Origin of the sequence: Coleofasciculaceae cyanobacterium, from assembly GCA_036703275.1 — a bacterium.
Lineage (GTDB): Bacteria > Cyanobacteriota > Cyanobacteriia > Cyanobacteriales > Xenococcaceae > Waterburya.
Genome location: DATNPK010000111.1, coordinates 144,319 through 170,269, shown reverse-complemented (window position 1 = coordinate 170,269; position 25,951 = coordinate 144,319). Strand labels below are relative to the sequence as shown.

The 25,951-nt window shown below is 39.4% G+C and carries 29 protein-coding genes, 1 pseudogene and 1 riboswitch; of the genes and pseudogenes, 18 read left to right on the top strand and 12 right to left on the bottom strand.

The window, feature by feature from the left end; genetic code table 11:
* Positions 1-82: 82 nt before the first annotated feature.
* A complete protein-coding gene (locus tag V6C71_25695) occupies positions 83-1,027 on the bottom strand; it encodes a glycosyltransferase family 9 protein (GenBank protein HEY9771852.1) in 945 nt (314 codons plus the stop codon).
* A gap of 94 nt (positions 1,028-1,121) precedes the next feature.
* Between V6C71_25695 and ispD the strand changes: the two genes are divergently transcribed.
* The 7 genes from ispD (at position 1,122) to V6C71_25660 (ending at position 8,945) form a co-directional block, all read left to right on the top strand.
* Positions 1,122-1,805 carry a 2-C-methyl-D-erythritol 4-phosphate cytidylyltransferase gene (gene ispD, locus V6C71_25690; protein HEY9771851.1) on the top strand — a complete coding sequence of 228 codons (684 nt, stop codon included), beginning with the start codon at positions 1,122-1,124 and terminating at the stop codon, positions 1,803-1,805.
* Between the two features lie 216 nt (positions 1,806-2,021).
* Positions 2,022-2,696: a deoxyribose-phosphate aldolase gene (gene deoC / locus V6C71_25685; protein ID HEY9771850.1), complete on the top strand. Its 675-nt coding sequence runs from the start codon at positions 2,022-2,024 to the stop codon at positions 2,694-2,696.
* An 80-nt stretch (positions 2,697-2,776) separates the two neighbouring features.
* Complete coding sequence (recO, locus tag V6C71_25680) at positions 2,777-3,634, top strand: DNA repair protein RecO (GenBank protein ID HEY9771849.1); 858 nt, start codon at positions 2,777-2,779, stop codon at positions 3,632-3,634.
* 27 nt (positions 3,635-3,661) lie between these two features.
* Positions 3,662-5,062: an MFS transporter gene (locus V6C71_25675; GenBank protein HEY9771848.1), complete on the top strand. Its 1,401-nt coding sequence runs from the start codon at positions 3,662-3,664 to the stop codon at positions 5,060-5,062.
* Between the two features lie 303 nt (positions 5,063-5,365).
* Positions 5,366-6,508 carry a glycosyltransferase family 4 protein gene (locus V6C71_25670; GenBank protein HEY9771847.1) on the top strand — a complete coding sequence of 381 codons (1,143 nt, stop codon included), beginning with the start codon at positions 5,366-5,368 and terminating at the stop codon, positions 6,506-6,508.
* 28 nt (positions 6,509-6,536) lie between these two features.
* Entirely contained in the window at positions 6,537-7,511 is a 975-nt protein-coding gene (locus V6C71_25665) for a glycosyltransferase family A protein (GenBank protein HEY9771846.1), read from the top strand.
* A 90-nt stretch (positions 7,512-7,601) separates the two neighbouring features.
* Complete coding sequence (locus V6C71_25660) at positions 7,602-8,945, top strand: FGGY-family carbohydrate kinase (GenBank protein ID HEY9771845.1); 1,344 nt, start codon at positions 7,602-7,604, stop codon at positions 8,943-8,945.
* Between the two features lie 100 nt (positions 8,946-9,045).
* On the opposite strand, the gene V6C71_25655 is transcribed toward V6C71_25660, so the two are convergent.
* The gene (locus tag V6C71_25655) at positions 9,046-9,786 is read right to left on the bottom strand and encodes a response regulator transcription factor (GenBank protein ID HEY9771844.1); all 741 of its coding nucleotides are present in this window, start codon (positions 9,784-9,786) and stop codon (positions 9,046-9,048) included.
* 485 nt (positions 9,787-10,271) lie between these two features.
* Here V6C71_25655 and V6C71_25650 point away from each other — a divergent pair, with 485 nt between their 5' ends.
* Positions 10,272-10,988: a heme oxygenase (biliverdin-producing) gene (locus tag V6C71_25650; GenBank protein HEY9771843.1), complete on the top strand. Its 717-nt coding sequence runs from the start codon at positions 10,272-10,274 to the stop codon at positions 10,986-10,988.
* A gap of 191 nt (positions 10,989-11,179) precedes the next feature.
* On the opposite strand, the gene V6C71_25645 is transcribed toward V6C71_25650, so the two are convergent.
* The gene (locus tag V6C71_25645) at positions 11,180-11,611 is read right to left on the bottom strand and encodes an NUDIX hydrolase (protein HEY9771842.1); all 432 of its coding nucleotides are present in this window, start codon (positions 11,609-11,611) and stop codon (positions 11,180-11,182) included.
* A 225-nt stretch (positions 11,612-11,836) separates the two neighbouring features.
* Between V6C71_25645 and V6C71_25640 the strand changes: the two genes are divergently transcribed.
* Positions 11,837-13,444, top strand: coding sequence for a cation:proton antiporter (locus tag V6C71_25640; GenBank protein ID HEY9771841.1), 1,608 nt, complete (start codon positions 11,837-11,839; stop codon positions 13,442-13,444).
* 12 nt (positions 13,445-13,456) lie between these two features.
* On the opposite strand, the gene V6C71_25635 is transcribed toward V6C71_25640, so the two are convergent.
* Positions 13,457-14,077 carry a rhomboid family intramembrane serine protease gene (locus V6C71_25635; protein HEY9771840.1) on the bottom strand — a complete coding sequence of 207 codons (621 nt, stop codon included), beginning with the start codon at positions 14,075-14,077 and terminating at the stop codon, positions 13,457-13,459.
* A gap of 305 nt (positions 14,078-14,382) precedes the next feature.
* Here V6C71_25635 and V6C71_25630 point away from each other — a divergent pair, with 305 nt between their 5' ends.
* Positions 14,383-15,978, top strand: coding sequence for a DUF697 domain-containing protein (locus V6C71_25630; protein ID HEY9771839.1), 1,596 nt, complete (start codon positions 14,383-14,385; stop codon positions 15,976-15,978).
* A gap of 170 nt (positions 15,979-16,148) precedes the next feature.
* Here the strand turns inward: V6C71_25630 and V6C71_25625 are convergent, their stop codons facing one another.
* The 7 genes and pseudogenes from V6C71_25625 to V6C71_25595 form a co-directional block, all read right to left on the bottom strand.
* Positions 16,149-16,313: a hypothetical protein gene (locus V6C71_25625; protein HEY9771838.1), complete on the bottom strand. Its 165-nt coding sequence runs from the start codon at positions 16,311-16,313 to the stop codon at positions 16,149-16,151.
* Between the two features lie 11 nt (positions 16,314-16,324).
* Positions 16,325-16,780, bottom strand: a pseudogene (locus V6C71_25620) (type II toxin-antitoxin system VapC family toxin).
* A gap of 123 nt (positions 16,781-16,903) precedes the next feature.
* Positions 16,904-17,119 carry a PIN domain-containing protein gene (locus V6C71_25615; protein HEY9771837.1) on the bottom strand — a complete coding sequence of 72 codons (216 nt, stop codon included), beginning with the start codon at positions 17,117-17,119 and terminating at the stop codon, positions 16,904-16,906.
* Positions 17,120-17,143: 24 nt separating this feature from the next.
* Positions 17,144-17,305 (bottom strand): hypothetical protein, encoded by a 162-nt coding sequence (locus V6C71_25610; GenBank protein ID HEY9771836.1) that lies wholly within the window; start codon positions 17,303-17,305, stop codon positions 17,144-17,146.
* The gene (locus V6C71_25605; protein HEY9771835.1) at positions 17,306-17,536 is read right to left on the bottom strand and encodes a hypothetical protein; all 231 of its coding nucleotides are present in this window, start codon (positions 17,534-17,536) and stop codon (positions 17,306-17,308) included. It lies immediately after the preceding gene.
* 387 nt (positions 17,537-17,923) lie between these two features.
* Positions 17,924-20,362, bottom strand: coding sequence for a GH116 family glycosyl hydrolase (locus V6C71_25600; GenBank protein HEY9771834.1), 2,439 nt, complete (start codon positions 20,360-20,362; stop codon positions 17,924-17,926).
* 68 nt (positions 20,363-20,430) lie between these two features.
* Entirely contained in the window at positions 20,431-20,580 is a 150-nt protein-coding gene (locus tag V6C71_25595) for a hypothetical protein (protein HEY9771833.1), read from the bottom strand.
* 201 nt (positions 20,581-20,781) lie between these two features.
* Between V6C71_25595 and V6C71_25590 the strand changes: the two genes are divergently transcribed.
* The 8 genes from V6C71_25590 to V6C71_25555 all read left to right on the top strand — a co-directional run bounded on the left by V6C71_25590 (position 20,782) and on the right by V6C71_25555 (position 25,570).
* On the top strand, positions 20,782-21,741 hold the full coding sequence (locus V6C71_25590) for an orange carotenoid-binding protein (protein HEY9771832.1): 960 nt from the start codon (positions 20,782-20,784) through the stop codon (positions 21,739-21,741).
* A 264-nt stretch (positions 21,742-22,005) separates the two neighbouring features.
* Positions 22,006-22,302, top strand: a complete 297-nt coding sequence (locus tag V6C71_25585; protein HEY9771831.1) for a hypothetical protein — start codon at positions 22,006-22,008, stop codon at positions 22,300-22,302.
* Between the two features lie 180 nt (positions 22,303-22,482).
* The gene (locus V6C71_25580) at positions 22,483-22,644 is read left to right on the top strand and encodes a hypothetical protein (GenBank protein ID HEY9771830.1); all 162 of its coding nucleotides are present in this window, start codon (positions 22,483-22,485) and stop codon (positions 22,642-22,644) included.
* Between the two features lie 70 nt (positions 22,645-22,714).
* The gene (locus V6C71_25575; protein ID HEY9771829.1) at positions 22,715-23,314 is read left to right on the top strand and encodes a superoxide dismutase; all 600 of its coding nucleotides are present in this window, start codon (positions 22,715-22,717) and stop codon (positions 23,312-23,314) included.
* A 71-nt stretch (positions 23,315-23,385) separates the two neighbouring features.
* The gene (locus V6C71_25570; GenBank protein ID HEY9771828.1) at positions 23,386-23,535 is read left to right on the top strand and encodes a hypothetical protein; all 150 of its coding nucleotides are present in this window, start codon (positions 23,386-23,388) and stop codon (positions 23,533-23,535) included.
* 59 nt (positions 23,536-23,594) lie between these two features.
* Positions 23,595-23,801 carry a hypothetical protein gene (locus V6C71_25565; GenBank protein ID HEY9771827.1) on the top strand — a complete coding sequence of 69 codons (207 nt, stop codon included), beginning with the start codon at positions 23,595-23,597 and terminating at the stop codon, positions 23,799-23,801.
* Between the two features lie 259 nt (positions 23,802-24,060).
* Complete coding sequence (locus tag V6C71_25560; GenBank protein ID HEY9771826.1) at positions 24,061-24,204, top strand: chlorophyll a/b-binding protein; 144 nt, start codon at positions 24,061-24,063, stop codon at positions 24,202-24,204.
* 180 nt (positions 24,205-24,384) lie between these two features.
* A riboswitch (cobalamin riboswitch) is annotated at positions 24,385-24,537 on the top strand.
* 31 nt (positions 24,538-24,568) lie between these two features.
* Positions 24,569-25,570 carry a sirohydrochlorin chelatase gene (locus V6C71_25555; protein ID HEY9771825.1) on the top strand — a complete coding sequence of 334 codons (1,002 nt, stop codon included), beginning with the start codon at positions 24,569-24,571 and terminating at the stop codon, positions 25,568-25,570.
* Positions 25,571-25,699: 129 nt separating this feature from the next.
* Here V6C71_25555 and V6C71_25550 read toward each other — a convergent pair whose 3' ends face one another.
* Positions 25,700-25,936, bottom strand: coding sequence for a NifU family protein (locus V6C71_25550; protein ID HEY9771824.1), 237 nt, complete (start codon positions 25,934-25,936; stop codon positions 25,700-25,702).
* Positions 25,937-25,951: the final 15 nt, after the last annotated feature.

Below are 25,951 nucleotides of genomic sequence, written 5' to 3'. Positions count from 1 at the left end.
CAGAGCAAATTTTGGATAGTTGTGCATCTTAAATATACTCGATTTTGAAATTTGCTACTGGCTATTTTTCCTCTTTCTTAGTTTATTTTGACCATAGTTGCTCGATAACTGTTTCTGGCTTGATATCTCCTAAGTTGCTGGTGTTTGATTTGATGGCAATGCAGTTGTCTTTTCCTGGTGGAATTGCGCTGCTGTTTTGAGGGGTAGATAGGGCAAAGGTATAAGTGTCTGAGGCTATGGATAGCTGCATGGGAGTGCTATTGTTGCACAGCATGAGATTTGCCCCAGCAATTATGGCTGCCATTTTGCCTACGTCGGGAGGAGCGATCGCTTTAAGATTACCATTAGCCGAAATCATTGCCGTTACCCAGGCTTGGTTATTATCTGTCTGCAATAACACAATTGATAAACCTGTTTTTCTTTGCTCGATATCATCGATGATTGTTTGCCAGCTTTTAATTGGATAAGCACTCATTGCTTCTGGTAATGGTTGATCGCAAAGAACAATGTAACCACTATCTTTGATTGTCAAACGCTGCTGTTCTGATTCGGCCCAGCTAATATCTTCTGTCGGGACATTAATTGTAACGGGAGGACAAGCAGCCTTAATACCTAATCCTGTTAGCAAATCATGATACATTTGGGCCGTATACTGCTCTGGTTTGCGGGCAACAGCAGCAGATAAATACAGTGCAGAATCATCTTGGTAACCTACTCTAGTTGGTATTCCATTTAGCCACAACAATAATTTGATGCGCCAAGAGGTTTTAAGACTAATGAGAGCATCGTATTCGCGATCGCGTACAGTTCCCAAAAGGTTGAGATAATCAGCAAAGCTGTTGCGGTCTTGAAAGTCAAACACCAGAACGTCATCAACATTTTTACAAACTCGATAAGCTTTTTTTGCTCTAGGTTCGACTAAAACATCAATTGCAGCTTTAGGATACTGTTGTTTAATAGTTTCCAGGGTAGGAAAAAAGAGAATTTGATTGCCAATTTCGCCAGGAACGAGGGCTAGTATACGCATTCTATAAAGAAGATATAGTCCTTGAGTTTTATCTGAGGTCAATTTTAGTAGATGATAGAGCTAAAGCGGATTATTTTTAGGAAAACATCATTAAATGCACTTATTGATTCCAGCAGCAGGTATGGGTCGTCGCATGGGTAGCGAGCGCAACAAGCTTTTTTTGGAACTGTTAGGCAAACCACTCTTAGCCTGGAGTTTACTGGCTGCGGAACAGTCTTCAACTGTGGAATGGATTGGCATTATGGGTCAGACTACGGATTTTGCTGACTTTAAAAATATTCTTAGCCAACTTAATTTAACTAAACCAGCAGAGTTAATTGTCGGCGGAGATACTCGCCAGGAATCTGTTTACAATGGTTTACAGTCTTTACCAAAAAGCGCGACCCGAGTTTTAATTCATGATGGAGCTAGATGTTTGGCGACTCCCGAACTATTCGATCGCTGTACTGAAGCTTTAAATGGCTGTAAAGGTTTAATCGCGGCTATTCCAGTCAAAGACACTATTAAGGTAGTTAATCAGCAAGAAATTATCACTGATACCCCAGATCGTGGCAATCTATGGGCGGCTCAAACTCCCCAAGGGTTTGAAGTAGAATTACTCAAGCGTTGTCACCATCGGGGCAAAGAATTGGGTTGGCAGGTAACTGATGATGCTGCCTTGTTTGAAAAATGTGAACTGCCCGTCAAAATTGTCGCAGGCGAAGAAACTAACTTAAAAGTAACCACTCCTGTAGATTTGGCGATCGCTGAATTTATTTTACGTCAGAGAATCAGTTGAAAGTCAACAACCAACTAAGTTTAGTAATTAATAGCTGATAATAACAGAGAAAAAATATCATCCCGTTCGCGATCGGCTTCAGCACGTCGTTGTTCACTTTCGGCTAACAATAGGCTATCGATGTCGTTTTGGTGAGCGTCTACCAGAATTAACTAAGCTTCTAAGCAAAAATTTGCGAAAATAATAACTGTAGCTAGCTTATTTCATCAACCAAAAATGCCCGTAACCGATTTAGACATCGACATTGCTACTTATATCGAGCATACGCTGCTCAAACCGAGTGCTATTCCTGAAGAAGTTAAGCAAATATGCCAACAAGCATGGCAGTATAATTTTCCTTCAGTTTGTATTTACCCTGCTTCGGTAGTTCAGGCAAAAGAATTATTACATGACAAAAAGCCTAACGTCTGTACTGTAATTGGATTTCCTACGGGGGCTGTCACGTCAGCAGTCAAGCTTTATGAAGCTCAAGAAGCGGTAGAAAATGGAGCAACGGAGTTAGACGTAGTAATCAATTTAGGTTGGGTTAAAATGCAAGAAACAGGCAAAATATATCGTGAGATCGCCCAAATCTGCTCGGAAACTGGTCAAAATGTTAAAGCAATCTTAGAAACTACTGTTTTGACGGACGAAGAGAAAAGATTAGCAGCAGAGATTTGTCTTGATGCGGGGGTAGCTTATCTCAAAACTAGTACGGGCTGGTTTGGTGGCGCAACAGTAGAGGATGTCAAGCTTCTCCAAGAAATTACCAAAGGACAAATTGGGATAAAAGCTTCGGGGGGAATTCATACCTACCAGCAGGCGATCGCTTTAATTCACGCAGGGGCGACTCGTCTGGGTACTTCGCGCGGGGTCGATCTACTACGCCAACAAAGTGAGTCTTTAAAGTAATTAACAATTAGTAATAAATAGTTAAATCAAAAGCTGATAGCTAATCAATTTCAACGAAGCCAATTCATTCCAGGCACAAAATGAATCAAAAATATAAAGCTACAGGAATTATTTTAAAAGGCTCGTCGCTCAAAGAAAACGATCGCCTGGTTACGGTGTTAACTCCTGAACATGGTTTGATTCGGGCAGTTGCACCAGGGGCGAAAAAGTATAAATCACAATTGCGAGGTAGAACAGAATTATTTGTCATTAATCAATTATTGTTAATTAAAGGGCGATCGCTGGATAAAATTATTCAGGCAGATACCTTATATACTTATCCAGGTTTAAGTCGCGATCTGGGCAAGCTTGCCACAGCTCAATATTTAGCAGAATTGTCAATTGCTTTGGCGGTAGCTGAACAACCCCAACCAGAACTGTATGAAGTGCTGAATGAACATCTTCGGCGCATAGAAGCGCTTACCGCTGGTGAGTCGGTATATCCTTATTTGGCTCAGGCAGTATTCCATTTATTAGCGATCGCTGGTTTGTCTCCTCAAGTATTTGACTGTTGTGTCACGCAACGTCTAATTCCACCTGATTTAACTTCTGCTTCTTGGCGAGTCGGATTTAGCTTTGAAGGGGGAGGGATTGTCGATTTAAATGTAGTACAAGCAGGACAAACTCAGCAGCCTGAACTTGACGATGAAGAGAATTACAATGTTCGTCTACCAAAAATCGCTCGCCGAATTAATGGCATTGAATTAGCTATTCTGCAACAGTTAAACAATCATTCTTTGCCGCCCAAAGAACTATTTACCGCCCAAGACACAGAAAAGTTTAATTTGGAGGTTGCTTGGATCACAATTGAGAAAATTTTGCGCGGATATATCCAATATCATATAGGTAAGACGATTTGTTCCGCTAATCTAGTAGATAATCTCTATATTGAATTTTAAAATAAGCCCAACTATCAACTATATAAAATGCGACTGTCGGAATCAGAAACTTCAGAAACTTCAGAAAATCTTCCAGAAAATCAACCTAAATCAGAAACTAAAACCAAAATTAGTTCTCAAGGATTTGCTCCTGTTTTAAAAAATCGTCAATTTTTAATCTTGTGGAGCGGTCAAATATTTTCCCAGTTAGCAGATAAAGTATACCTGGTATTGATGATCGCGATCGTTGCTAATCAATTTCAGTTGCCAAATCAATCAATCAGTCGCTGGGTATCGCCGATCATGATCGCTTTTACCATTCCTGCGGTGTTGTTTGGTTCTTTGGCTGGAGTATACGTAGACCGCTGGCAGAAAAAGCCTGTTTTGGTAGTTTCCAATTTATTGCGAGGAATCTTGGTCTTAACCTTACCCTTTTTGCTATCGGTGTTTCAAGGACAAAGCATATTTACAGCTATTCCTTTAGGGTTTGGTTTGATGCTGGGGATTACTTTTTTCGTTTCTACCTTTACTCAATTTTTTGCTCCCGCAGAACAGGCGGTCATTTCTTTAATTGTTAAGGAGCGAAATTTGCTAGCTGCTAATTCACTTTATACCACTACCATGATGGCATTGCTAATTGTGGGTTTTGCTATTGGTGAACCGTTGTTAGATCTTGCCGATAAGTTAGCTTTTCAGACGGGGTTACCTTCTGGTATTGGCAAAGAAATTTTGGTTGGAGGAGCTTATGCGATCGCCGGGATGATTTTGCTTGCCTTGCGCACAGGAGAAAAGTTAGACCAATCTAATCGAGAACAGCCTCATGTCTTGGCTGATATTCAAGACGGTATTAACTATTTAGGGCAAAATCATCGTGTACGCAACGCTTTGATTCAGCTAGTAATTTTATTCTCTATTTTTGCAGCCTTGGCGGTATTAGCGGTAAGCATGGCCGATCAAATTCCCCAAATTGAGGCGCAACAATTTGGTATCTTGTTAGCAGCAGCAGGAATCGGTATGGGAACAAGCGCAGCCATTTTAGGTAGTAAAGGGCACAAGATCAAGCGCGCTCGTTTAAGCTTAGTGGGCTCAATTGGCGTAGCAGCTTCTTTGACGGGATTATCCTTTGCTACTCAAAATCTTTGGTTAGCCTTGACGATGACGGCATTATTAGGGGCATTTGCCGCTTTAGTCGGTGTACCGATGCAAACAACCATCCAGTCAAAAACCCCTATAGAGATGAGAGGGAAGGTTTTTGGCTTACAAAACAATGCGATTAATATTGCTCTTTCTTTGCCTTTGGTGTTAGCCGCCGAAGCTGAAACTCGTTTTGGTTTGCCTGCTGTAATTTTGGTGCTAGCTGCGATCGCAGCGTTAGGAGGCGTTTTAACTTGGTACATGATGCGGGCTGATGATAGTTTGGACGAGTTACCATCTAGCTCCGAAGTTTAAGGCTAAAAGCGGATTTTTATTGGAAAAAGCCAGACATAACCCCCAATCTGGTAAATTAACTAAAGCTAATAAATCTAATAATTATGGATCTTTTCACGGTTATAAATTAACTGTGATTCTAGCTATCAGCCAAAAATTTGCTCGGCTATATGAGAGATTGACTATGAAGGTAGTTAATTTAAGCTAATGGCTAATGACTAATAACTGATAGCTATCCAAAATTAAATCGCTAATTACGATCGAGGCGTTGAATTTATTAGTTATTTGGTAAATTTGTAGCTGCCTAGAAGAAAGAGCATTTGAATGCATATTGCATGGCTAGGAAAAAAATCGCCCTTTTGTGGCAACGTAACCTATGGTCGCGAAATAACTAACGCGCTGTTAGATCGAGACTATCGGGTTAGCTTTTTGCATTTCTCTCAACCGCAAAATAGTTATGATCACAACTGGTCAAACTGCCATGAAGTTTCTCTGCCGTTTATTTATAAATCTCAGGTTTATACGATTCCTACTTTAAAATCCAGCAAAGTCTTGCTGCGAGAGCTACGCCAGCTAAAACCAGATTTAGTCCACGCTTCTTTGACTCTATCTCCCCTAGATTTTCTCTTACCAGATATCTGTGAGGAGTTAAATATTCCCCTGGTTGCCACTTTCCACCCACCCTTTGATAGCAAAATCCGCAATTTAAAGTCAAGTACTCAATATCTCACTTATCAGCTATATGCCCCATTTTTAGCCCACTACGAACGGGTAATTGTCTTTAGTGAAATTCAGCGAGATCTTTTGATTAAGCTGGGAGTACCAGGCGATCGCGTGGTAATTATTCCCAATGGTGTCGATCAACATAAATATTCTCCAGGTTATTCCAGTCTCAAATATCAGCTAAAAGCGAAAAAACTGTTTGTCTATCAAGGACGTATTGCCACGGAAAAAAATATTGAAGCTCTACTAAAAGCTTGGAAAATAGCGGACATGGGAGATGACTGTCAGCTATTAATGGTGGGGGATGGTCCCATTAGAAGCTCTCTCCAGACTCATTATGGCAAAGAACATAATATTGTTTGGCTCGGGTTTATCTCTGATGAACAACAGCGGATTAATATTCTGCGGGCTGCTGATGTTTTTATTCTCCCCTCTTTGGTAGAAGGTTTGTCCATTTCTCTTCTCGAAGCTATGTCCTGTGGCTTAGCCTGTATAGCTACCGATGCAGGGGCAGACGGAGAAGTGTTAGATAATGGTGCGGGAGTGGTGTTAGATACCCAAGGAGTGACGGCACAACTTAAAACTTTATTACCCCTGTTTCGTAATCATCCTGAGATGACTAATTTGTTAGGTAATAAAGCCCGACAAAGAGTATTAGAAAGATATACCCTACATCAGAATATTACTAAGCTAGAACAATTGTATTTAGAAATAGCTAATCGACAATTGATCATTAATAATTAATAATTCAATTCTTACCTGTTGTTTATTTTTGAATCAAGCTGTGGCCAAAGTCAGTGTAATTATTCCTGCTTATAATGGCGATCGCTATTTAGCCGAAGCGATCGATAGTGTCTTGGCACAAACCTATAGTGACTATGAAATTATCGTGGTTGATGACGGCTCAACAGATAATACTCGTCATATTGTCGAGCAATACGGCAGCACTGTTTTATATCTGAGCCAAAATAATCAAGGAGTGGCAGCCAGTCGTAACCTCGGATTGGCAGCAGCTAGAGGTGAATATATCGCTTTTTTAGACCAGGATGATATTTTTCTGCCTCATAAGCTATCTTCTCAAGTCGCACTGCTGAAGCAAAATTGTGATTTAGGAATGGTAAACAGCGGATGGCAAATTGTTGATGAACTAGGGAACGTAAAGGCAGCGGTGCAGCCTTGGCAACAAATTCCCCATCTCGACTGTGCCAATCTGCTGATCTGGAAACCTGTTTTTCTCGGAGCAATGCTATTTCGGCGATCGTGGCTGGAACGTTCAAAGGGCTTTGATACTGCCTTAGAACAGACACCAGATGTAGATTTAGTAATGCGGTTAGCAATGATGAATTGTTCTGCTGCTTGGACAGAACAAACAACGGTTAAATATCGCCAGCATGAAGCCAATGCTTCTAAAAATACTCTGTTGCAAACTCAAGAATTAAACCAAATCACTGCTAAATTTTTTACTCAATCGAACTTATCTCCAGAAGTCAAAAGTTTAGAGGCGCAATCCCGTTATCAAACTTTAATCTGGAGTTCTTGGCGACTTCAGCAAACAGGATATTTAATCGAAATGAGTGATTATTTGTATCAGTCTCAGTCTTATAGTCAAAAATACCCGACAGAAACAGTTCTAAGCTGGATTGAATCTTTCAAAAACTATTCGGCTGAATATGGTCAACAGTTTGACGTTGCTACTTTGATCGCTTCTCGTGAATGGCAAACTTTGGTACATCAATATATTTTTTAAACTGGTATGACTAAGGTAAAGAAATAACTGCTTCCTAATGATTGTAAGCGACCATGTTTCATATATATCGATGATAACGAAGAGTTTTTGATGTTGGGTTTCACTGCATTTTACCCAACCTACAAAACTTTTGATGCGGGTGGTTTAAGCAATGTTTTTAGAGTGATGATTATGCATTTTTATCTGGGCATTGATTTTGGGACTTCTGGGGCGAGAGCAATAGTTATCGATCGCCAGAAACAGATTATTGATACTAGACAATCTAGCTTGACTAATATTGCCTCAGATAAACTAGCTCAAACTTGGCAAGATACTCTGTTTAGCTTAATTACCCAGATACCAGTTGCGATTAGAACCAGTTTAAAAGCGATCGCCATTAATGGCACTTCCTCGACTGTGTTGTTGTGCGACGCTACAGGCAACCCGATTACCGAGCCAATTTTATACCATGACTCTAGAGGGAAAGAGGTATTAGAGCAAATTAAAATTCTTGCTCCAGATAATCATGTCGTAATTAGCGCGACTTCTAGTTTGGCAAAGCTACTTTGGTGGCAAAAACAACCTTACTTTGAACGAGCTAGCTATCTGCTGCATCAGGCTGACTGGTTAGCTTACTTATTACACGGCAGGTTAGGCATCAGTGATTATCATAATGCGCTCAAGTTAGGATATGACGCAGATCGTCTGTGCTATCCAGATTGGTTGAAATTACCGTTTAGTTATTTATATCCTCAAGTGCTTGCCCCTGGTGCATTTGCCGGAGTAGTAACTCCAGAAAATTGCGATCGCTTAAATCTGCCGAATAACTGTCTGGTACGTATGGGAACTACCGATAGTATTGCTGCTTTTCTTGCCAGTGGTGCTAGCCAGCCAGGAGAAGCTGTTACTTCCCTCGGTTCAACCTTGGTTTTAAAATTACTTAGTCGGACTAAAGTTACCGCCTCTGAATTTGGTATTTATAGTCACAGGTTAGGCCATCTTTGGTTAGCTGGTGGTGCATCTAATACAGGTGGGGCAGTTCTCAAGCACTTTTTTACTGATGAACAACTTCAACAACTGTCTGAGCAAATCAATCCTGCAACAGTAAGCCCGCTCAAATATTATCCTTTATTAGAGCCAGGCGATCGCTTTCCGATTAACAATCCTAATTTACTACCTCAGTTAAAACCTCGTCCGAGTAATCCAGCCAAGTTTTTACATGGCTTATTAGAAAGTATGTCTCGTATAGAAGGATTAGGCTATCAAAAACTACAAGATTTAGGTGCTGACCAATTAACTAGGGTATACACAGCAGGCGGTGGAGCGAAGAATGCTGTATGGAGCAAAATTCGTCAGCGTTATTTAAAAGTACCAGTCTCTGTGGCAGCAAATACTGAGGCAGCTTATGGCAGTGCTTTACTAGCTGCTGAACCAAACTTTAAGAGGGAAAAATAGGTTGAAGAGGAGTCGATATATTACTTCCATATGGGTTTACTATCAATGCAATAATTAACACTGTGTATAACCGACTCTTCTATCTCAATCTTCTATGTTTTTATGCAGTTGCTTTATCTTCTTGAACCAGCATCTGCTCAGTAGTAGGTAGCTCTAGACAATATCCTGCGCCGTAAACAGTTTTAATGTAGTTGGGATGACGAGGATCGGGTTCTAATTTTGTCCGTAAATGGCGAATGTGAACTCGAATGGTTTCTATATCATCATCGGGATCGTAACCCCAAACTTCTTTGAGAATTTCTGGGGGAGCTACAGTCTGCCCATGACGCTGCAAAAGACAGTGCAGTAATTCAAACTCTAAGTGGGTTAGCTTAACTGTTTTTTCAAACCAGATAGCTTCAAAGCGTTCGGGAATCAGAGTTAAAGGACCAAAATTAAGAATTTCTGAGTGTTTAGCTGCCTGGGGAATGCGGTCTGTACGACGCAATAAAGCTCTAACCCTAGCCAGCATTTCTTCAACTTCAAAGGGTTTAGTTAAATAATCATCTGCACCAGCATTAAAACCTTCTACTTTATCTTGGGTTTGTCCTAAAGCACTTAGCATCAAAACTGGAATATCAGAAGTACGGTCGTCCCGACGTAATCTTTGGCAAACGGTGAAGCCATCAACTTTAGGCAGCATTAGATCGAGCATCACCAGATCGGGCTGTAGCTGCACTGCTAGAGCCTGACCCTTTATTCCATCTTCAGCCTGATTGACATCATAGCCAGCCATCTCCAGGTTAATAGAGACTAATTCAGAGATTGCGGGATCGTCATCAATTACTAGTATTCTTGGCATCTTATAATATGGTCGATGTTTATTTTTGGTAAATGGCGCGATCGTTTAACTTTTCGATTTAATACAAAAAACTAGGAAATATTACAAATCCTGTCATGATTATAAGCAAAAATGCTCATTCTGTTTAAGTTATCTGTTCTATGTTAAATATTCGTTAATTTTTATTGCAAATATGATTTACGTTTTTAAATTGTTAAACAAGCAGTTAAAAGTTGCTATTTAATTTCTATTTACCGCTCAATGTAATACTATAAATTTATATTATATTCCCAGAAAATTTAAGTTTATTTTTCTTTACCTATATCTTGACCAAATGAACGATTTCTGAGTGACGCTGTGGCTTTTTAAGATTATCCTGGGATGTAAGAATTCTTAATAAGAATACTCATTAATTCAGTTTACGCTAACAGACTAGGTGGATTTTTAAATCTTTTGTTACAGAATATAGAACAGCAAGTTAATCATAAAAAAATAGGAAGTTTGGTATGAGCGTTAATTTAGCCACAATGTTGCGTGAAGGGACGAAAAAGTCTCACACAATGGCAGAAAACGTTGGTTTTGTTAAATGTTTTCTTAAAGGAGTAGTCGAGAAAAAATCTTATCGCAAGTTAGTAACTAGCCTTTACTACGTCTATTCGGCAATGGAAGAGGAAATGGAAAGGTTAAAAGACCATCCTGTACTGTCTAAAATCTATTTCCCCGAACTCAACCGCAAACAGAGTTTGGAACAAGATTTACATTTTTACTATGGTGCTAACTGGCGCGAAGAAGCCAAAAACACAAAAGCTGGAAAAGCTTATGTAGCGCGTATCAGATCCATAGCTGAGACTCAACCTGAATTGTTAGTTGCTCATTGCTATACTCGTTATCTGGGAGATTTGTCTGGGGGACAAATTTTGAAGAAGATTTCTCAAAGAGCGATGAATCTGACCAATGGCGAGGGAACTGCCTTCTATGAGTTTGAGGATATTTCTGACGAGAAAGCTTTTAAAAATAAATACCGCCAAGCAATGGACGAGTTGCCTATAGATCGAGCAACTGCGGAAAAAATTGTTGATGAAGCTAACGCTGCTTTTGGCATGAACATGGAGTTATTTCAAGAACTTGAAGGTAACTTAGTCAAAGCGATCGGCGTAATGTTATTTAATACTTTAACTCGCCGCCGTGTTCGTGGCAGCACAGAATTGGCTACTGCTGACTAATCATCAAAGCTAATCTAGCTGGAAAATAATCAAAAAACCAAAAAAAAGAACAACCCTGAAAGCTGGGTTGTGGTTGAGTTAGTTTAAGTCTAACGCGATCGCTATCTAGCTCTTAGGGTTGTCTGTTGTTTACCGCAATTTTTCAGTTTACAAAACCCTCATACAAATTAGCTATTTAATGATCTCAAGAACTATTTTATTTTTGGCTTTAAACCATAGTTACGATAGTTCCAATAATCATTCATAATGCGGTGATGATCGAAACAGAGATTCGAGGGCAAATCCCATTGATTAAATATCCCCAAATTTTTAGCATCATCAGCAGCAACAGGATTACCTTTGGCAACAGCGATAAAAACGATCGCCAGAGTATGTTGACGTGGATCTCGCTGCGGATCTGAATAAACATAAAACTGCTCGATCAGTTCTACTTTTAGGCTTACTTCTTCTTCGGCTTCGCGAATCGCTGCGGTTTCAATCGACTCTCCATAATCAACAAATCCTCCTGGAATTGCCCAGCCAAAAGGTTCATTTTTTCTCTCGATTAAAACAGTTGGTCGTCCTGGGCGATCGATCAATTCGATAATAATATCTACAGTTGGTGCAGGATTACGATAATTCACTTGAGATTACGAGTAATAAAAATATAACCAAGTTTAAATCAAACTATAGAGCCAGCGACGAAATCCCTCATAATTATCTCTCTTGACAATTAACTTGGTGGATTTGAGCGTTTTGCGATCGCTAAATATTTTTGATAGTTTGTTTGGGCAAAGAGTGCAGTTTTGGCATCGGCTTTTTCGGCGGAGGTTTAGTAATATTGGGCGTATCGTTAGTTAATCGACAAAATGCCTGACAATTTATTGTTTAGTCTGGGTTTAATTCTATTACTCGGATTTCTGGGTGGTCAATTTGCCCGTAAACTGAAAGCTCCTCCTTTGCTGGGGATGATGCTCGTTGGCATCTTATTAGGATCGCAGATAAGTAATTTAATTACTCAGCAGGTTTTAGATCTGGCAGATGATCTCAGAACGATCGCCGTAATGGTAATCTTGATGCGAGCGGGGTTAGGATTAGATCGCGATAAGCTAGCTCAACAGGGTAGTGTTGCTTTGCGTTTGGGTTTTTTGCCTGCTTTGACCGAAGCGATCGCCATTTCTCTAATTTCAATTTGGCTATTTGAGTTTGACTGGGCAACAGGTTTGTTATTAGGCTGCGTCATTGGTGCCGAATCTCCTGCGGTAATTGTCCCAGGAATGTTGCGTCTTAAAAACCTGGGTTGGGGGGTATCTAAAGGAATCGCCGATGCCATTTTGACGGGGAGTGCTTTGTCCGATGTTTTAATCTTGTTGCTGTTTAGCTTGCTGTTAAATTTTTTAACTCAGGGAACTATTACCAGTAATGGGCTATGGTTGTTACCTGTTCAGATAGTCGCCCAAATTATTCTCGGGGTAATATTTGGTTATTTGGCAGCCAAATTAATTGTCTTCTGCACTATCAAGCAAAAGTGGACGCAAAATAGCGTTCAAGATACTTTGATTGCTGCCACCATAGCATTGCTATTAGTGGTACTTGCTTCTGGTTTCCCTTACTTTTCTGGATACTTAGCCGTAATGGCGATGGGATTTTTTCTGATTGAATTTAGTCCTCCCCTGGCACGTCGCTTGCGTCAGGAATTTAATCATCTGTGGATTGTGGCAGAGATTTTTCTCTTTGTCTTAATGGGAGCAACAATTCAGCTACAGGTTTTATCAAATGTGTTGTTGCCAGGAATTATCTTGCTTGTCCTTGGCTTGATTTTTGGTCGTACAATCGGCTGGTATCTAGCTACATTAGGTAGTAACTGGAATTGGCGGGAAAAGTTATTTCTCTTACCTGGAAATTCCGCTAAAGCTACGGTACAGGCTGCTATTGGTGCAATTCCTCTTAGTTTAAATATACCAGGAGGCGAGATTATTTTGGCGATCACCGCTTTATCTATTTTGATTACTGCCCCTTTAGGAGCTTGGGCAATACCTACTTTTGCTCCCAAACTACTCACCAAAGATGAGGTAGATCCGACTAAAGCTAATCTAGTTACCCCAACAGTTATTTTAGGTGCGGTTCATAGCTTCAAGAGTGCGATCGCAGTTTTAACCCAGGTAGCCGATCTTACACGCAGAACCAACGGATCGGTCGTTATTCTTGATGTCACCAATAACCCTCATCAGACTAATACAGATAGACTAAACTTGCTAATGGCTAAATTGTTGGCAGATGTTCCTTATCAACTGATAATTACCACGCAAAACACATCTAAGCCAATATCCGAGGAAATACTACGTATTGCTAAGGAATACAAAGTTACAGCTATTACTCTAGCTAAAAACAATTCCCAGCCTTGGGACAATAGCTCTTTTAGCTCAATAGCTCAACAAGTTATAACCAGCAGCAATATTCCCGTAACTCTAATCTGATCCGTCAATCCTTTAAGCCTCTTCTAAATTAAATTTAATAAATACCAAAACACTACTAATCAAAAAACCAATGATAAAGCCAAACAGATGAGCATGAAAACTTACTTGGGGAATTATGTTATCAAAAATAAATTGAATGATGATGATCAAAATAATTTGTAGCAGTCGGCGTTTTGCAGTAGGTGAATATCTTTTTTTTAACCAAATCTGGAGCGATATCGCCAAAATTGCGCCGATCAGCCCCATAATTGCTGCTGACGCGCCGACTAAAAAAGCATTGTCTAAACCCAACCTAAAAGCTAGTAGCGTAAAAGTGAGCATTGAGCCAATACCACTGAATAAATATATAGTTAGATAATATTTTGCTCCCAAGCTCAATTCAATCAAACGCCCAATAAAAAAAAGCGCCAGCATATTAGTTGCCAAATGAAATGAACCGTAATGTAGAAAATTAGCTCCAATCAACCGCCACCATTCTCCTGCTAGAACTTTCTGGGGAATTAATGCGCCCAAACGTTCCAATGCAAAAGCGCTTTGACTGCCACCCAATTTGATTTCTAAGGCATATATCAGTAAATTTAAGGCAATTAAAATATATGTAATATAAGCTATTTTATTATGGCTACTTTTCATGCAAGATATGGGTATGTAAGATGAATAGCTTTATCAGCCTGGGTTTAAGCTAGATGATAATGGCAAGAGCGCGATCGCTACTAATCGCTAATTAGACAACTATAATCAACGAGATCGAGTGATTAAAAAAGCAGAGATTCAACTGGATCGAAGTTAGTAATTGGGTTATCATACCGTCTTGTTTTGCTGGAATAAGATAAACCAAACACTTTTATCATAAATAAGCAACTATGCTTAGCTATTATTCTTAAATTGATTTAAAGTCGCTAATATAGGTAGATTACCTCTGTTTTGATCGACTGCAAATGCCTTTGTTTCGTATAGTAGCTCTATTTCTCGGTCTTAGCGTCATTCTGGGATTATCGATCTGGTTGGTGACATCTTTGTCTCACCTATATATGCAGATCTCTTTTACCGCCCCCATTTTGGCTAATTTACTGCTGCTACTGGTAATTGTCTTAATCGGGTTAATCATGGGAGGCTATGTTTATTACATTAATAAATCTACCCGTAATTCTCGACGCAAGAAAGATAAACGCCGTACTAAACGAATCAGAGTTCCAGAAGAAAAAAATCAGGTAGCAGCCCAGAATCTTCAGGCATTAAAACAGCAGGTAGGGCAAATACAGGACAAAATTGCCCAAAAAGCTTTATTAGGTAGATCTCGACAAATTGAGGCGAATCTCCAGCGAGGGGAAGTCAAGGTAGTTATCTTTGGCACAGGATCGGCAGGAAAAACCTCTTTAGTTAATGCTTTGGTGGGCGAAATCGTGGGAGAAACCAACCCCATCATGGGAACAACTACCCAAGGAGAAACCTATAGCCTGAAACTAAAAGGAGTAGGTAGAGAAATCTTAATTATTGACACCCCTGGTATCTTAGAAGCGGGAATTGCGGGAACAGAACGGGAAAAAATAGCCAAACAGCTAGCTACAGAAGCAGACTTACTCGTCTTTACCGTGGATAATGATTTGCGCCAGTCAGAATACGAGCCTTTAAGAACTTTAGCAGAAATCGGTAAGCGATCGCTGTTAGTCTTTAATAAAACAGATCTTTATACTGATGAAGATCGAGAAATAATCCTGGGCAGACTGAAAGAAAGAGTCAAGCCCTTTATCTCTTCTAGTGACGTAACGGCTATTTGCGCCAACCCCCAACCAGTTCAGCTAGCCAGCGGAGAAATTATCGAGCCTCCTGTAGAGATCTTACCGTTGATCAAAAGACTGGTGGCAGTATTGCGGGCAGAGGGAGAAGATTTAATTGCCGATAACATTTTGCTTCAGTCTCATCGCTTGGGAGAAGAAGCCCGCACCATTATCGAGAACCAGCGTCGTCGAGAATCAGATAGAATAATCGCTCGCTATCAGTGGATCAGCGCGGGCGTAATTGCGGTAACTCCTGTACCAGTAGTCGATATGTTAGCTACCGCTGCGGTTAATGCCCAAATGGTAATCGAAATCGGCAGAATCTATAATATTGAACTCGATCTCGAACAAGGTAAAGAATTAGCCTTATCTCTCGGTAAAACTTTGGTTAGCTTGGGCGTAGTCAAAGGTGCGGTAGATATCTTAGCTAAAGCCCTCCAGTTCCACTTTGCCACTTATATTGTCGGTAAAGCGATTCAAGCTGTATCTGCCGCCTACCTAACTCGCATTGCAGGTAAAAGCTTTATTGAATATTTTAGGCGCAATCTTGATTGGGGAGACGGGGGCATAACAGAAGTCGTGCAGCAACAGTTTCAACTCAGTCGGCGGGATGAGTTTGTCAAATCCTTTGTCCAAGATGCGATCTCTAAAGTAGTACAGCCATTATCTGAAGCCTGGGGCGATGAAGATCTTGATGAGGGAGAAGAAGCAGAGGTAGTCGAAGAGATGGTAGCGCAGCTAGAAGATGATTGGTAGTTTTACTATAGTGTTATCTGTGGCGGGAGTTTATCAAAATTAGTTTCAATGCGTACCGTGTATCGTACCATTTTTTCAAATTGAGTAGAAAGGCGATCGCCTTAAATTTTTACTACGATTTTAATTATAGCGATCGCTTTTTATCCTTGGTTTAATTCAATTTACTTAAACTATTGAGTAAACTTTTGTTTGACTGGAAGCTTTACAATCTTGTCCGAATGAGCCTTTTGTTTGCTTTTTAAATCTTTGTATATAGCGTTTAGATCGTAGTTAAAAGATCTAGCGTACTCTTCTCTATTTTTATGAATTTCTTCAATAATTTCGTCTTTATACATAATTTTTCTCGTTATAAATTGTATTGCATTAATTCGTAGGGCGTACAGATTATTGGTAACTCGTATCCAAGTTGCAAACTTATTTGCGATAGCTTCTTCTGAATTTGAGCATTTGCCATGTGTTTGCAATTCCATGTTAGCAAGTAATCCAAGCCGTAAACTGTTGCTAAAGCCATATGCAGAGAGTCATTGGAGGCTTTGGACGGTAAATTACTTTGCTGTAAGAATGCTTGTGCTAATTCTACTGCTTCTTCGATGATATCGAGATACATTATGGGTTTCAATAGATCAAGCCTTTGGTTCGCGATCGCTTCATCTCCTCTAGCAACTTCATCCTCTACAAGTTCGGAAGCATAAACAGTAAAAGCACTACGACAAGTATCCCACCAGTCTTGGGTAACTTTGATATTAGCTGCCAAAATTAAATTTGCAGTCGATCTTGCAGTCAGATAGCCAAAAATACTAGTTTCTACATAAACTAGTTTCCTTCATAATCATTAACTATAGTAAAAACTAGCTATTTCCTATAATTTGCGATCGCACTAATATTTTGACTACAACTGTAATTATAGCGATCGCAATTTTTTTGATTACCAAATAGTCTGAATATTAGATAACTTAATTTTTCTGTCTCTACTAATTACTGCAACTTTGGTGTACAAAGCAGTAGCAGCAATAATACGATCTGGTAAATCGGAAATTTGTGTTCTGTCTACTCGAACTAAAGTTTTAACTACATTTTTATCCAAAGGAATTTCGATTAATACGCTATTTTCTTCATCTATTGCATTTACTAAACGTTCCAATGTCTGTTCTGGAATACGGTTTTTTTAACTTAAATAAACTATTTCAGCCAGAGTAATCGAAGCAATACCGATTTGATTTCCATCTACTGCTGCTGTTTCAATTGTTTGCTGTGCAATGTTAGAAAGTCTCTCATCATTAAACAAATACCAGATAATCGTGTGGGTATCTGCCACCGCTACAATCATTTAGATATCCTCTCTGGGAAAGTTATTCCATACCTCATTGCGAGTTCGTTCTATTTCTGATTCTGACGGTGCTTTGCTCAAGTCTGCACATAAACCCAGTAAAGATTTTTTAGGTTGAGGTTTTATCGTGGATAATTCTCGTTCTAGATCTGGGGTTAGCTGTTGAATAAGTCGTACTTTATCTATTGGGGTTAGTTGTTTGGCTAGTTGAAGGACTTCTTGCAATGTCATTTGAAATATTTTTTTAGATACAAAGGCGATCGCACTAAAACTTTTACTAAGATTTTAATTATAAGCGATTGCCCTTGTTTATCCATGTCTGATAATCAACATTAATTTATTGGTGAGCAAGCAAGCTCATCCTGAAACGTTTTTCGCTTATAGTTACTTTGCCCAACCTACTACAAAGATTATTAATTTTCTTAATTTAAAGTTAATTAACACTAGACATCTAGTATTAATTAATTATGTCAGGAAAAAACAATTTTTTGCTTGACATAATTAATCACAATTTATTGGACACTCAGTTAAATATAGATTAGCTGCCAAGAGATAATTCCAAATTTCAGTCCATTTCTTGCATTTAAGTGAACGAGTAATTGAGTTTTCCTCGCTTACCTACTTCCAATCAGTCAAAACACCATAAATACCCCAAATTGCCATCGCCCTTAAATAATGACTCGCTCTAAAAGTACCAACTGCGGTAATAGCTTCAGGAGTGCGAAACTGTAAGCCATTTTCGTATACTTGCTTAACTACAGTTTCTGTTAGTTGGAAAGCTTCTTCTTTCATACCCATTTGAATCATAAAAGCAGCCAAACCAAAGTTGATTCCTGTCCAGACTTCTAGGGGATGGGTATCATTGGGATTAACTGGACTTCCATCGGGTAAAACGCCGTTGGCTGCGCCATATTTGCCGTGATGAAATTTGAGAAAACAGGCATCATAAATTTTGTTTAAAGTAGACTTAATGTATTGTTCTTCTACTACGTCAGGTAAATTTAATAAACGAGCATAGAATTGTCCACAGAGTTGATCTGCCATCACTGCATTTGAACCACTTTCGGTATCGAGACGATAGTATTCGCCATTCCACAAAGCATTATGATAGAGCGATCGCGATTGCTCTAACCAACTATGATAGTTATCAATCGTATTTTCGATACCTGCACAAAAGTCCGATACTTGTAGACTGGGGTTTGTCGGCGGATTGTCGCTCAGAATTTTACCGATTTTAATTGCTGCTTCTAAGGCGGCTATCCATAAACCGCCACAATAGGCACTTATGCCTCTTAACTTCCAGTCATCAAAAGTTTGATCGGGTGCGCCAGAATTTTCGGGAATGCCATCGTTGTCGCGATCGAATTTCTTAAGATATGCCAAGGTTTGAGTAATACTGTGCCAACATTCCCAGAGAAAGTCAGTATCTCGAGCGCCTGTTAGCAGATAGTCTCGGTATACTTGCAAGACAAAATCGCTGGGTAAATCTTTCCATTGATTACAATCTTGATAGGAAGTATAGTTAGTTTCCTCCCACGGATGTTCATTTGGTGCGCCCAGATCGTGAGGCGTTGCACCACCTTCTTTTCTGATGGCACTAGAGCGATCGTAACCTACAGTGCGCGGTGTATCATCATGATCGGGAATGGCTCTGGCAAAGGCTTCTAAAACAGATTTATCTAATTGTGGCCACAACATCATCAAGCCAAATGAACCGTACAGGCGCACATCTAGGCTTTCATACCAGCGATAATCCATGCACTCCAATACCCCAAACTGCCCTACAGGATCGTTTTCAGTAGCTGCTGTCCAGAGAGTACCACCATCAGCCAGCAAGTATAGCTCGTTAAACAACGCCATCTTAAACCAGTCGGGTAAGTCATCCCGTTGCAAAATTGGCTGTTGCCAAGCCTGGATTTTTTCCCGCCACATCTCACCATGCTTGAGAGAAGTTCTAACCATACTCCAGGCATTTTTACCATTGCGCCCGAAAAAGTCTGTATAACGACGATAATAATTAATGCCTTGCTTAAATTCAGTAATAGGCAAGTCCCAAGCTAAAGTAAAGGGAATTTTCTTAGTCTTACCTGGCTCGATCTTAAACCGAATTGCGATCGCACAGGCAATTTGTTCACCAGGATCGGCTGGGGTTTCATTTTGTAGATCGGGTAACGAGCCATCGGCTGCAAAATAGTCCCATACTTCTGCACCGTCTCCATCAGGATTCCAACGACTGAGATAAAATACTTCCACGCTAGGATTATAGACTGAGGCGATCGCAATTTGTCCGTCTCCTTCTTGTACTGATTCATGAGGCTGTCCTAAAGGACGACGCTTCGCATATACCCGATTTAACAAACAGCCTACCCGATAGTTATCCTGTATCCACTCATTATAGTTTCCTGTGCTGTCACGCCATTTAGGTTGATACTCATATTCTGGACTACCATCATCTCGCACCTCAATTGTGGGTGATTTAATTGCGTTGGTAAACCAGCCGACAGTATTTTGCCAAGTCAGCATGATACTTAGAGTAATCGGTTTATCGGTAGGATTGTGTACCGTCCAGTCAAAATTAACTATTGGATAGCTAGATTCTTGGTAATTCTCTGCCCATATCGGCGAAAACTGCTCACAGGTTATATCTGCCGCAAAAACTTCTTGATACTCAAACCAACTGCGAGGATACAGCGCGCTATACATACCCTTCTCTTTTGGATACCAAGCCCAACGAGATAAAGTGTTATCCTCTGGTGCTTCCGTACACAAAGCATAAGCCTGAGTTGCCGATTCTGTCTGTTCAAAAACACTAAATTGACAGGCGGGAAGAGACTTGAAAATATGTTCCCCACCATCTAAGTGCCATAGGTTAAAATCTCCTTTGGTCGATCTCCCAATACACCCCGCACCCATCCCACCAAGGGGCATTCCATGCCAAGGTCCATCATCCAAATTACTGGCATAGCGAACAGTGTAAGGATTGTCCCATCCTTTGCCGATGGGACGTTGCCAGGCACAATTGGGAATCTGAGGATTTGGCTTTTGGTTGGGTATCATACGCTCAAATTACTGAATAAAGCAGAATTCAGGATAACAATAAAATCATAGATTAACCAGAATTTAGCTTAAAGATTTACAGCAGTTTTTAATTGTTCAGAACAACCAGGATTAGTTTTATTTTCTCTTCCCCCTCCTGAGGATAAGTATTTTTGATCGCTCCAAACTACGTTACTATCACCAATGGCATTAGAAGAGGATGTAGATCTATTTAACAAATTAATAAATAGATAAAAGATTTGGTTTCAATTAGATAGTGATGATTATTGCACTACCATAGAAATCAAGTTATGTAAATAAAACTGAAATTTTTGTAAAAAATTTTAATATTCCTAAGTATATGTTTACAATAGAGTCAACGTTGGAAATCATCAACGTTGTTTAATTTAATTGCACGATAACTTATTGGAAGATCATCTATGCCATTTACTATTGACTCAGCTCGTAACATATTTCCCGATACCTTATCTGCTGATGCCGTGCCAGCATTAACAGCTAGATTCAATCAGCTTAGTGCAGAAGACCAATTAGCATGGATTTGGTTTGCATATTTAGAGATGGGTAAAACTATTACAGTTGCTGCTCCTGGAGCTGCTAATATGCAATTTGCTGAGCCTACTCTTGATGAAATTAAGAAGATGAACTTCCAGCAACAGTCTCAAGTAATGTGCGATCTAGCGAATCGTGCAGACACTCCAATTTGCCGTACTTATGCTACTTGGACTGCCAACATTAAGCTAGGCTTTTGGTTTCGTTTGGGAGAATGGATGGAAAAGGGGATTGTTGCTCCTATTCCCAAAGGCTATAAGCTATCAGCCAATGCTAATGCTGTCTTGCAAACCCTCCAAGGGTTAGATGCGGGTCAACAAATTACGGTATTGAGAAATACAGTGCTAGATATGGGATTTGACATTTCTAAAATGGGAAGTTTCCAAAGAGTAAGTGAACCAGTTGCTCCTCCCACAGAAATGTCCAAGCGAACCGAAGTTGCTATTGCAGGGGTAACTAATCAGACTGTATTAAACTACATGAACTTGTTAAATGCTAATGATTTTGATGAATTGATTAAACTATTTATTTCCGATAGTGCATTGCAACCTCCTTTCAAAAGACCAATTGTTGGACAAGATGCGGTGTTGAGATTTTTCAAAGAGGAATGTCCTAATCTGAAATTAGCCCCAGAGCGTGGTGTTTCTGAACCGGCTGAAGATGGATACACTCAAATTAAAGTCACGGGAAAAGTGCAGACTCCTTGGTTTGGTGCTGGCGTTGGGATGAATATGTCCTGGAGATTTTTGCTTAATTCTGAAAACAAAATTTTCTTTGTGGCGATCGATCTTTTAGCATCTCCCAAAGAATTACTCAATTTAGCTGGTTAAACCCAACCCCTAATCGTTAATCGACTAATTAACATCCAACTTTCTTTTCTCTTACTAAAGAGAGATAATTAATTAAATACATTTTTGGTCGATCGCTAATATTTAATCAAGCGATCGACTATTTATTACTTATAAATATAAATTTTTTACTAAGGTTATAATTAAAGCTTTTATGTTAGAATTACCATAATTAAAACCTATGTATTAAATCAAAATTTAATATTAATGTTACCAGTACAAGTAAGTGCGATTAAGTAATCTAAAATGGAGGAAAGTACAGCAAAAGAACTTTTGCAAACAGCCTATAAAAGAGAAACATCGGCTTTAATCGCCAGTGTTAGGGATCGCACTAGTTCGATTACAGAACTCAAGGATTTATGGTATATACACGATTTATTGAGTACTAAAAGATACGAAATAGATGGCAAGTATGACTATAATTCTTCTACTATTATTTTTGACTTTGCTCAATTAGTAAAAGAAGGATGGCTACATCTCCATGAGCTAAAAGATTTGCAACCAGAAATGCAATCTAAAATATCAGCGTTAGCACGGATGTAAATCTCAATATTCTCAAGATAATTAAATATTTAATCTATAAGAGTTGGAGTTAGAAGCTGCCTATTCGAGTATTTCCTTAAGCCTTTCGGCAATGCGAAATCTTGATCTAAGTTTTTACCCAACTCTTTCTTATTTGATGTTGCATCTGCTTCGCGAATGCTAGAGATTGAGTAGCAAATAGTGAGTAGCCACAATAAAATATTTTACTGGAGCAACTCAATACATCGTCTCCATATACTTTCTATTCCCCCTCCTGGGGATGCGGATATGGCAAGAGTCAAAACTACGTTACTATCAGCAAAGAAGTTGAAAATTGGCTCACAGTCTGTTGCCTACAGCTAATGGGTCTACAAACAGACTGTAATATTCTTCAACTTCAGTACGTATATTTTCTGAGAGAGGACGAATACTCATGGCTTACGAATTACCATCTCTTCCCTACGATTACACGGCATTAGAACCATTAATTTCTAAAAGCACTCTGGAGTTTCATCACGATAAACACCATGCTGCGTATGTCAGTAAGTACAATGACGCAGTTAAAGATACAGAATGGGATAACAAACCAATTGAAGAAGTTATTAAAGCAATAGCAAAAGATGAAAGTAAAAGCGGATTATTTAATAATGCTGCCCAAGCTTGGAATCATACTTTTTACTGGCACTGTATGAAACCTAACGCCAGCGGCACTCCTACTGGCGAATTAGCTAAAAAAATTGAGGCTGACTTTGGTAGTTTTGAGCAGTTTATCGAAGCTTTCAAAAATGCAGGTGCAACTCAGTTTGGTAGCGGTTGGGCTTGGTTAGTGCTAGATGGCGATACCCTCAAAGTTACTAAAACTCTTAATGCTGATAATCCTTTAACTAAAGAACAAATTCCCTTATTAACTATGGATGTTTGGGAACACGCTTATTATCTTGATTATCAAAATAAACGTCCTGATTATATTGATAATTTTATCGGTAAGCTAGTCAACTGGGATTTTGTCGCTCAAAATTTAGCTGCTGCATAGGCATCAATTACTAGGCGGATATTTAGGATATTTAATTTTAATATCCGTTTAATTTTATATTCAAGAAAATCATGAACAGAGTCAAAAATAATCACAACAACCGCGTTTCTCAATGGCAATTAAATAAAATGACGACCATAATTTCTGAAAGATGGCAAGAAGTTTGGAATATTGTTGAGGCAAGAGAGCGAGATAAAAACTGCCGAAGTCTAGGAAAATAACCGATTTAACTACTTAATCTTAATTACGGCGTTGCATTTTAGTAAAACACAGACACATTATGAGCGAACCTCATTATCCTCAGATTATTCTTTCTTTTGCTTACCGTGGCTGCAAAATTCAAATTGACCGCGATCAATTGGATGGACATTGTATTTATGCAGCCTGGGTTAACCACGATCGAGGTTGTGCTGTTGCAGTTCCTAGCGCCATGACTCCTATGGATGCAATTAAAAGAGCCAAACAATGGATAGACAAAAAACTGTAATCGATTTAGGTTGCCTGAATTTAGGTGTAGACTACGCTATTGAAAACGACATAGTAACTTTGAGCTGACTTACTTAAGCGTTTTCCAATGGTTGCCAAAATTTTAGTCAAGCTCGTGTAGCAAAAGTTTAAATAAATTACCCTGAGCGCAATTTTTCTTAATCAAATAACCTTAGTACCGACCTGTTTGTAAATTTATTGCAACAAAAATTTATATTACTTATAATGGTAGGTACAAATTCTTAATAAGGTTACAACTGATGGAAAACCAAGAAAACAAATTCGGCTTTACTCGATTTTCAGAACTCTGGAACGGTCGTTTAGCTATGTTGGGCTTTGTTGCAGCTATGGCTGTTGAATATTTTACTGGTCAAGGAATTCTCGGTCAGTTAGGAATCATGTAATCTCCCTAACTGTCTAACCTACAAGGTTATGCTTTTGCACTAATAAATTAAATACATTTTGAACACTATAAGAGTTTGGTTGAACGAGTAATTGTTTGCCAAACTCTTTGTCTATTTATTTGTTTATTTAACCTTAAGCTAAATTTTCGATTTAGTTAGCTTAAATTAGGGGTAGTATTAATAGGCTATACAACGTTCGGTTTTAATGGGGAACAGCCATTAAAAGCAATGGGGAAAGTTAGGTGCAAATCCAACGCTGTCCCGCAACTGTAATGAGATAAGCCTAAACAAAATCTCTTAGTCAGGATGCCCGCCGAGCGCGATCGCTAATCAAATCAACAAATCTGCGAGGTACAGATAGTTCATGGTCAATTCTTTAATTCAACCAAATCTTAATTCTCTTCAACTGCCTGCTTTGCCTTACCAAAGACCCTTGCTGGCAATTGGTCACGGTACGAGAAACGATCGCGGCAGGCAGACTTTCTTAGATTTTGTGGCAATCTACCAAAAATTAGATACTTCTCGACCTGTAATTCCCTGTTTTCTGGAATTAACTAAACCCACAATTCAGCAGGGAGTAGAAGCCTGTGTCGAACGTGGTTATACAGAGATTACTGCTTTGCCAATATTGTTGTTTGCAGCCAGACACAATAAGTTTGACGTTACTAACGAACTAGATCGATCGCGATCGCCTTATCCTCAGATTAATTTTAGTTATGGTCGTCACTTTGGGATTACCCCGAAAATTATTGAACTGTGGCGCGATCGCCTGGCAAAATTAGACCAGCCAGAACATAATCCTCGTAGTATAGACCGTAAAGATACAGTAGTATTATTTGTGGGGCGAGGTTCTAGCGATCCTGATGCTAATGGTGATGTCTGTAAACTAGCGCGAATTATTTGGGAAGGAAGTGGCTACAAGACAGTGGAAACTTGTTTCGTCGGTATTACTCATCCTCGTTTAGAAGAAGGCTTTCGTCGAGCATATATGTATCAAGCAAAACGGGTAATTGTTTTGCCTTATTTCTTGTTTACGGGAACTTTGATGGAGAAAATCTTTAACATCACTGCTGAGCAAGAAGAACAGCATCCTGAGATTGATTTTGCCTGTTTACCCGAAATGGGAATTGCTTCTCAATTATTACAGGTATTTAGGGAACGAGAAATTGAGGCACAGTTAGGTCAAGTAGCAATGAACTGTGAAATGTGTAAGTTTCGTCTTGCAGCAGCAGATGAACATGGGCATGGACACGGACACGGACACGGACACGGACACGATCATCACCACGGACACCATCATGACGACAATATCGATCCTTATGCCAAGTTAGAAGATTATCATCAGCGTATTTGGAAAACACCTTAAAATTAGATATTCAAATTGCTCGAACAATTATGATATAGCTAAAAAACAGGGGATAAAAATAGTTTTATCCCCTGTTGTCGATATATAGTTTTTTCAAACCTTAGAACTTTTCTCGAACTACCGAGAGTATTAAAGTACTTGTTCTACTTCAACAATTTCAGGAATTTTTTCTCTCAAACGACGTTCGATACCCATTTTGAGCGTCATTGCTGAACTAGGACAAGATCCACAAGCACCCTGGAGTCTTAATTTTACAATTGGGCCTTCAATTTCGGCTAGTTCGACGTTACCGCCGTCAGCCATTAAATATGGACGTAGTTCGTCTAAGACGGTTTCTACGTTATCTTGAGTTAATGCTAATGCCATGGTTGCTTAGGTTGA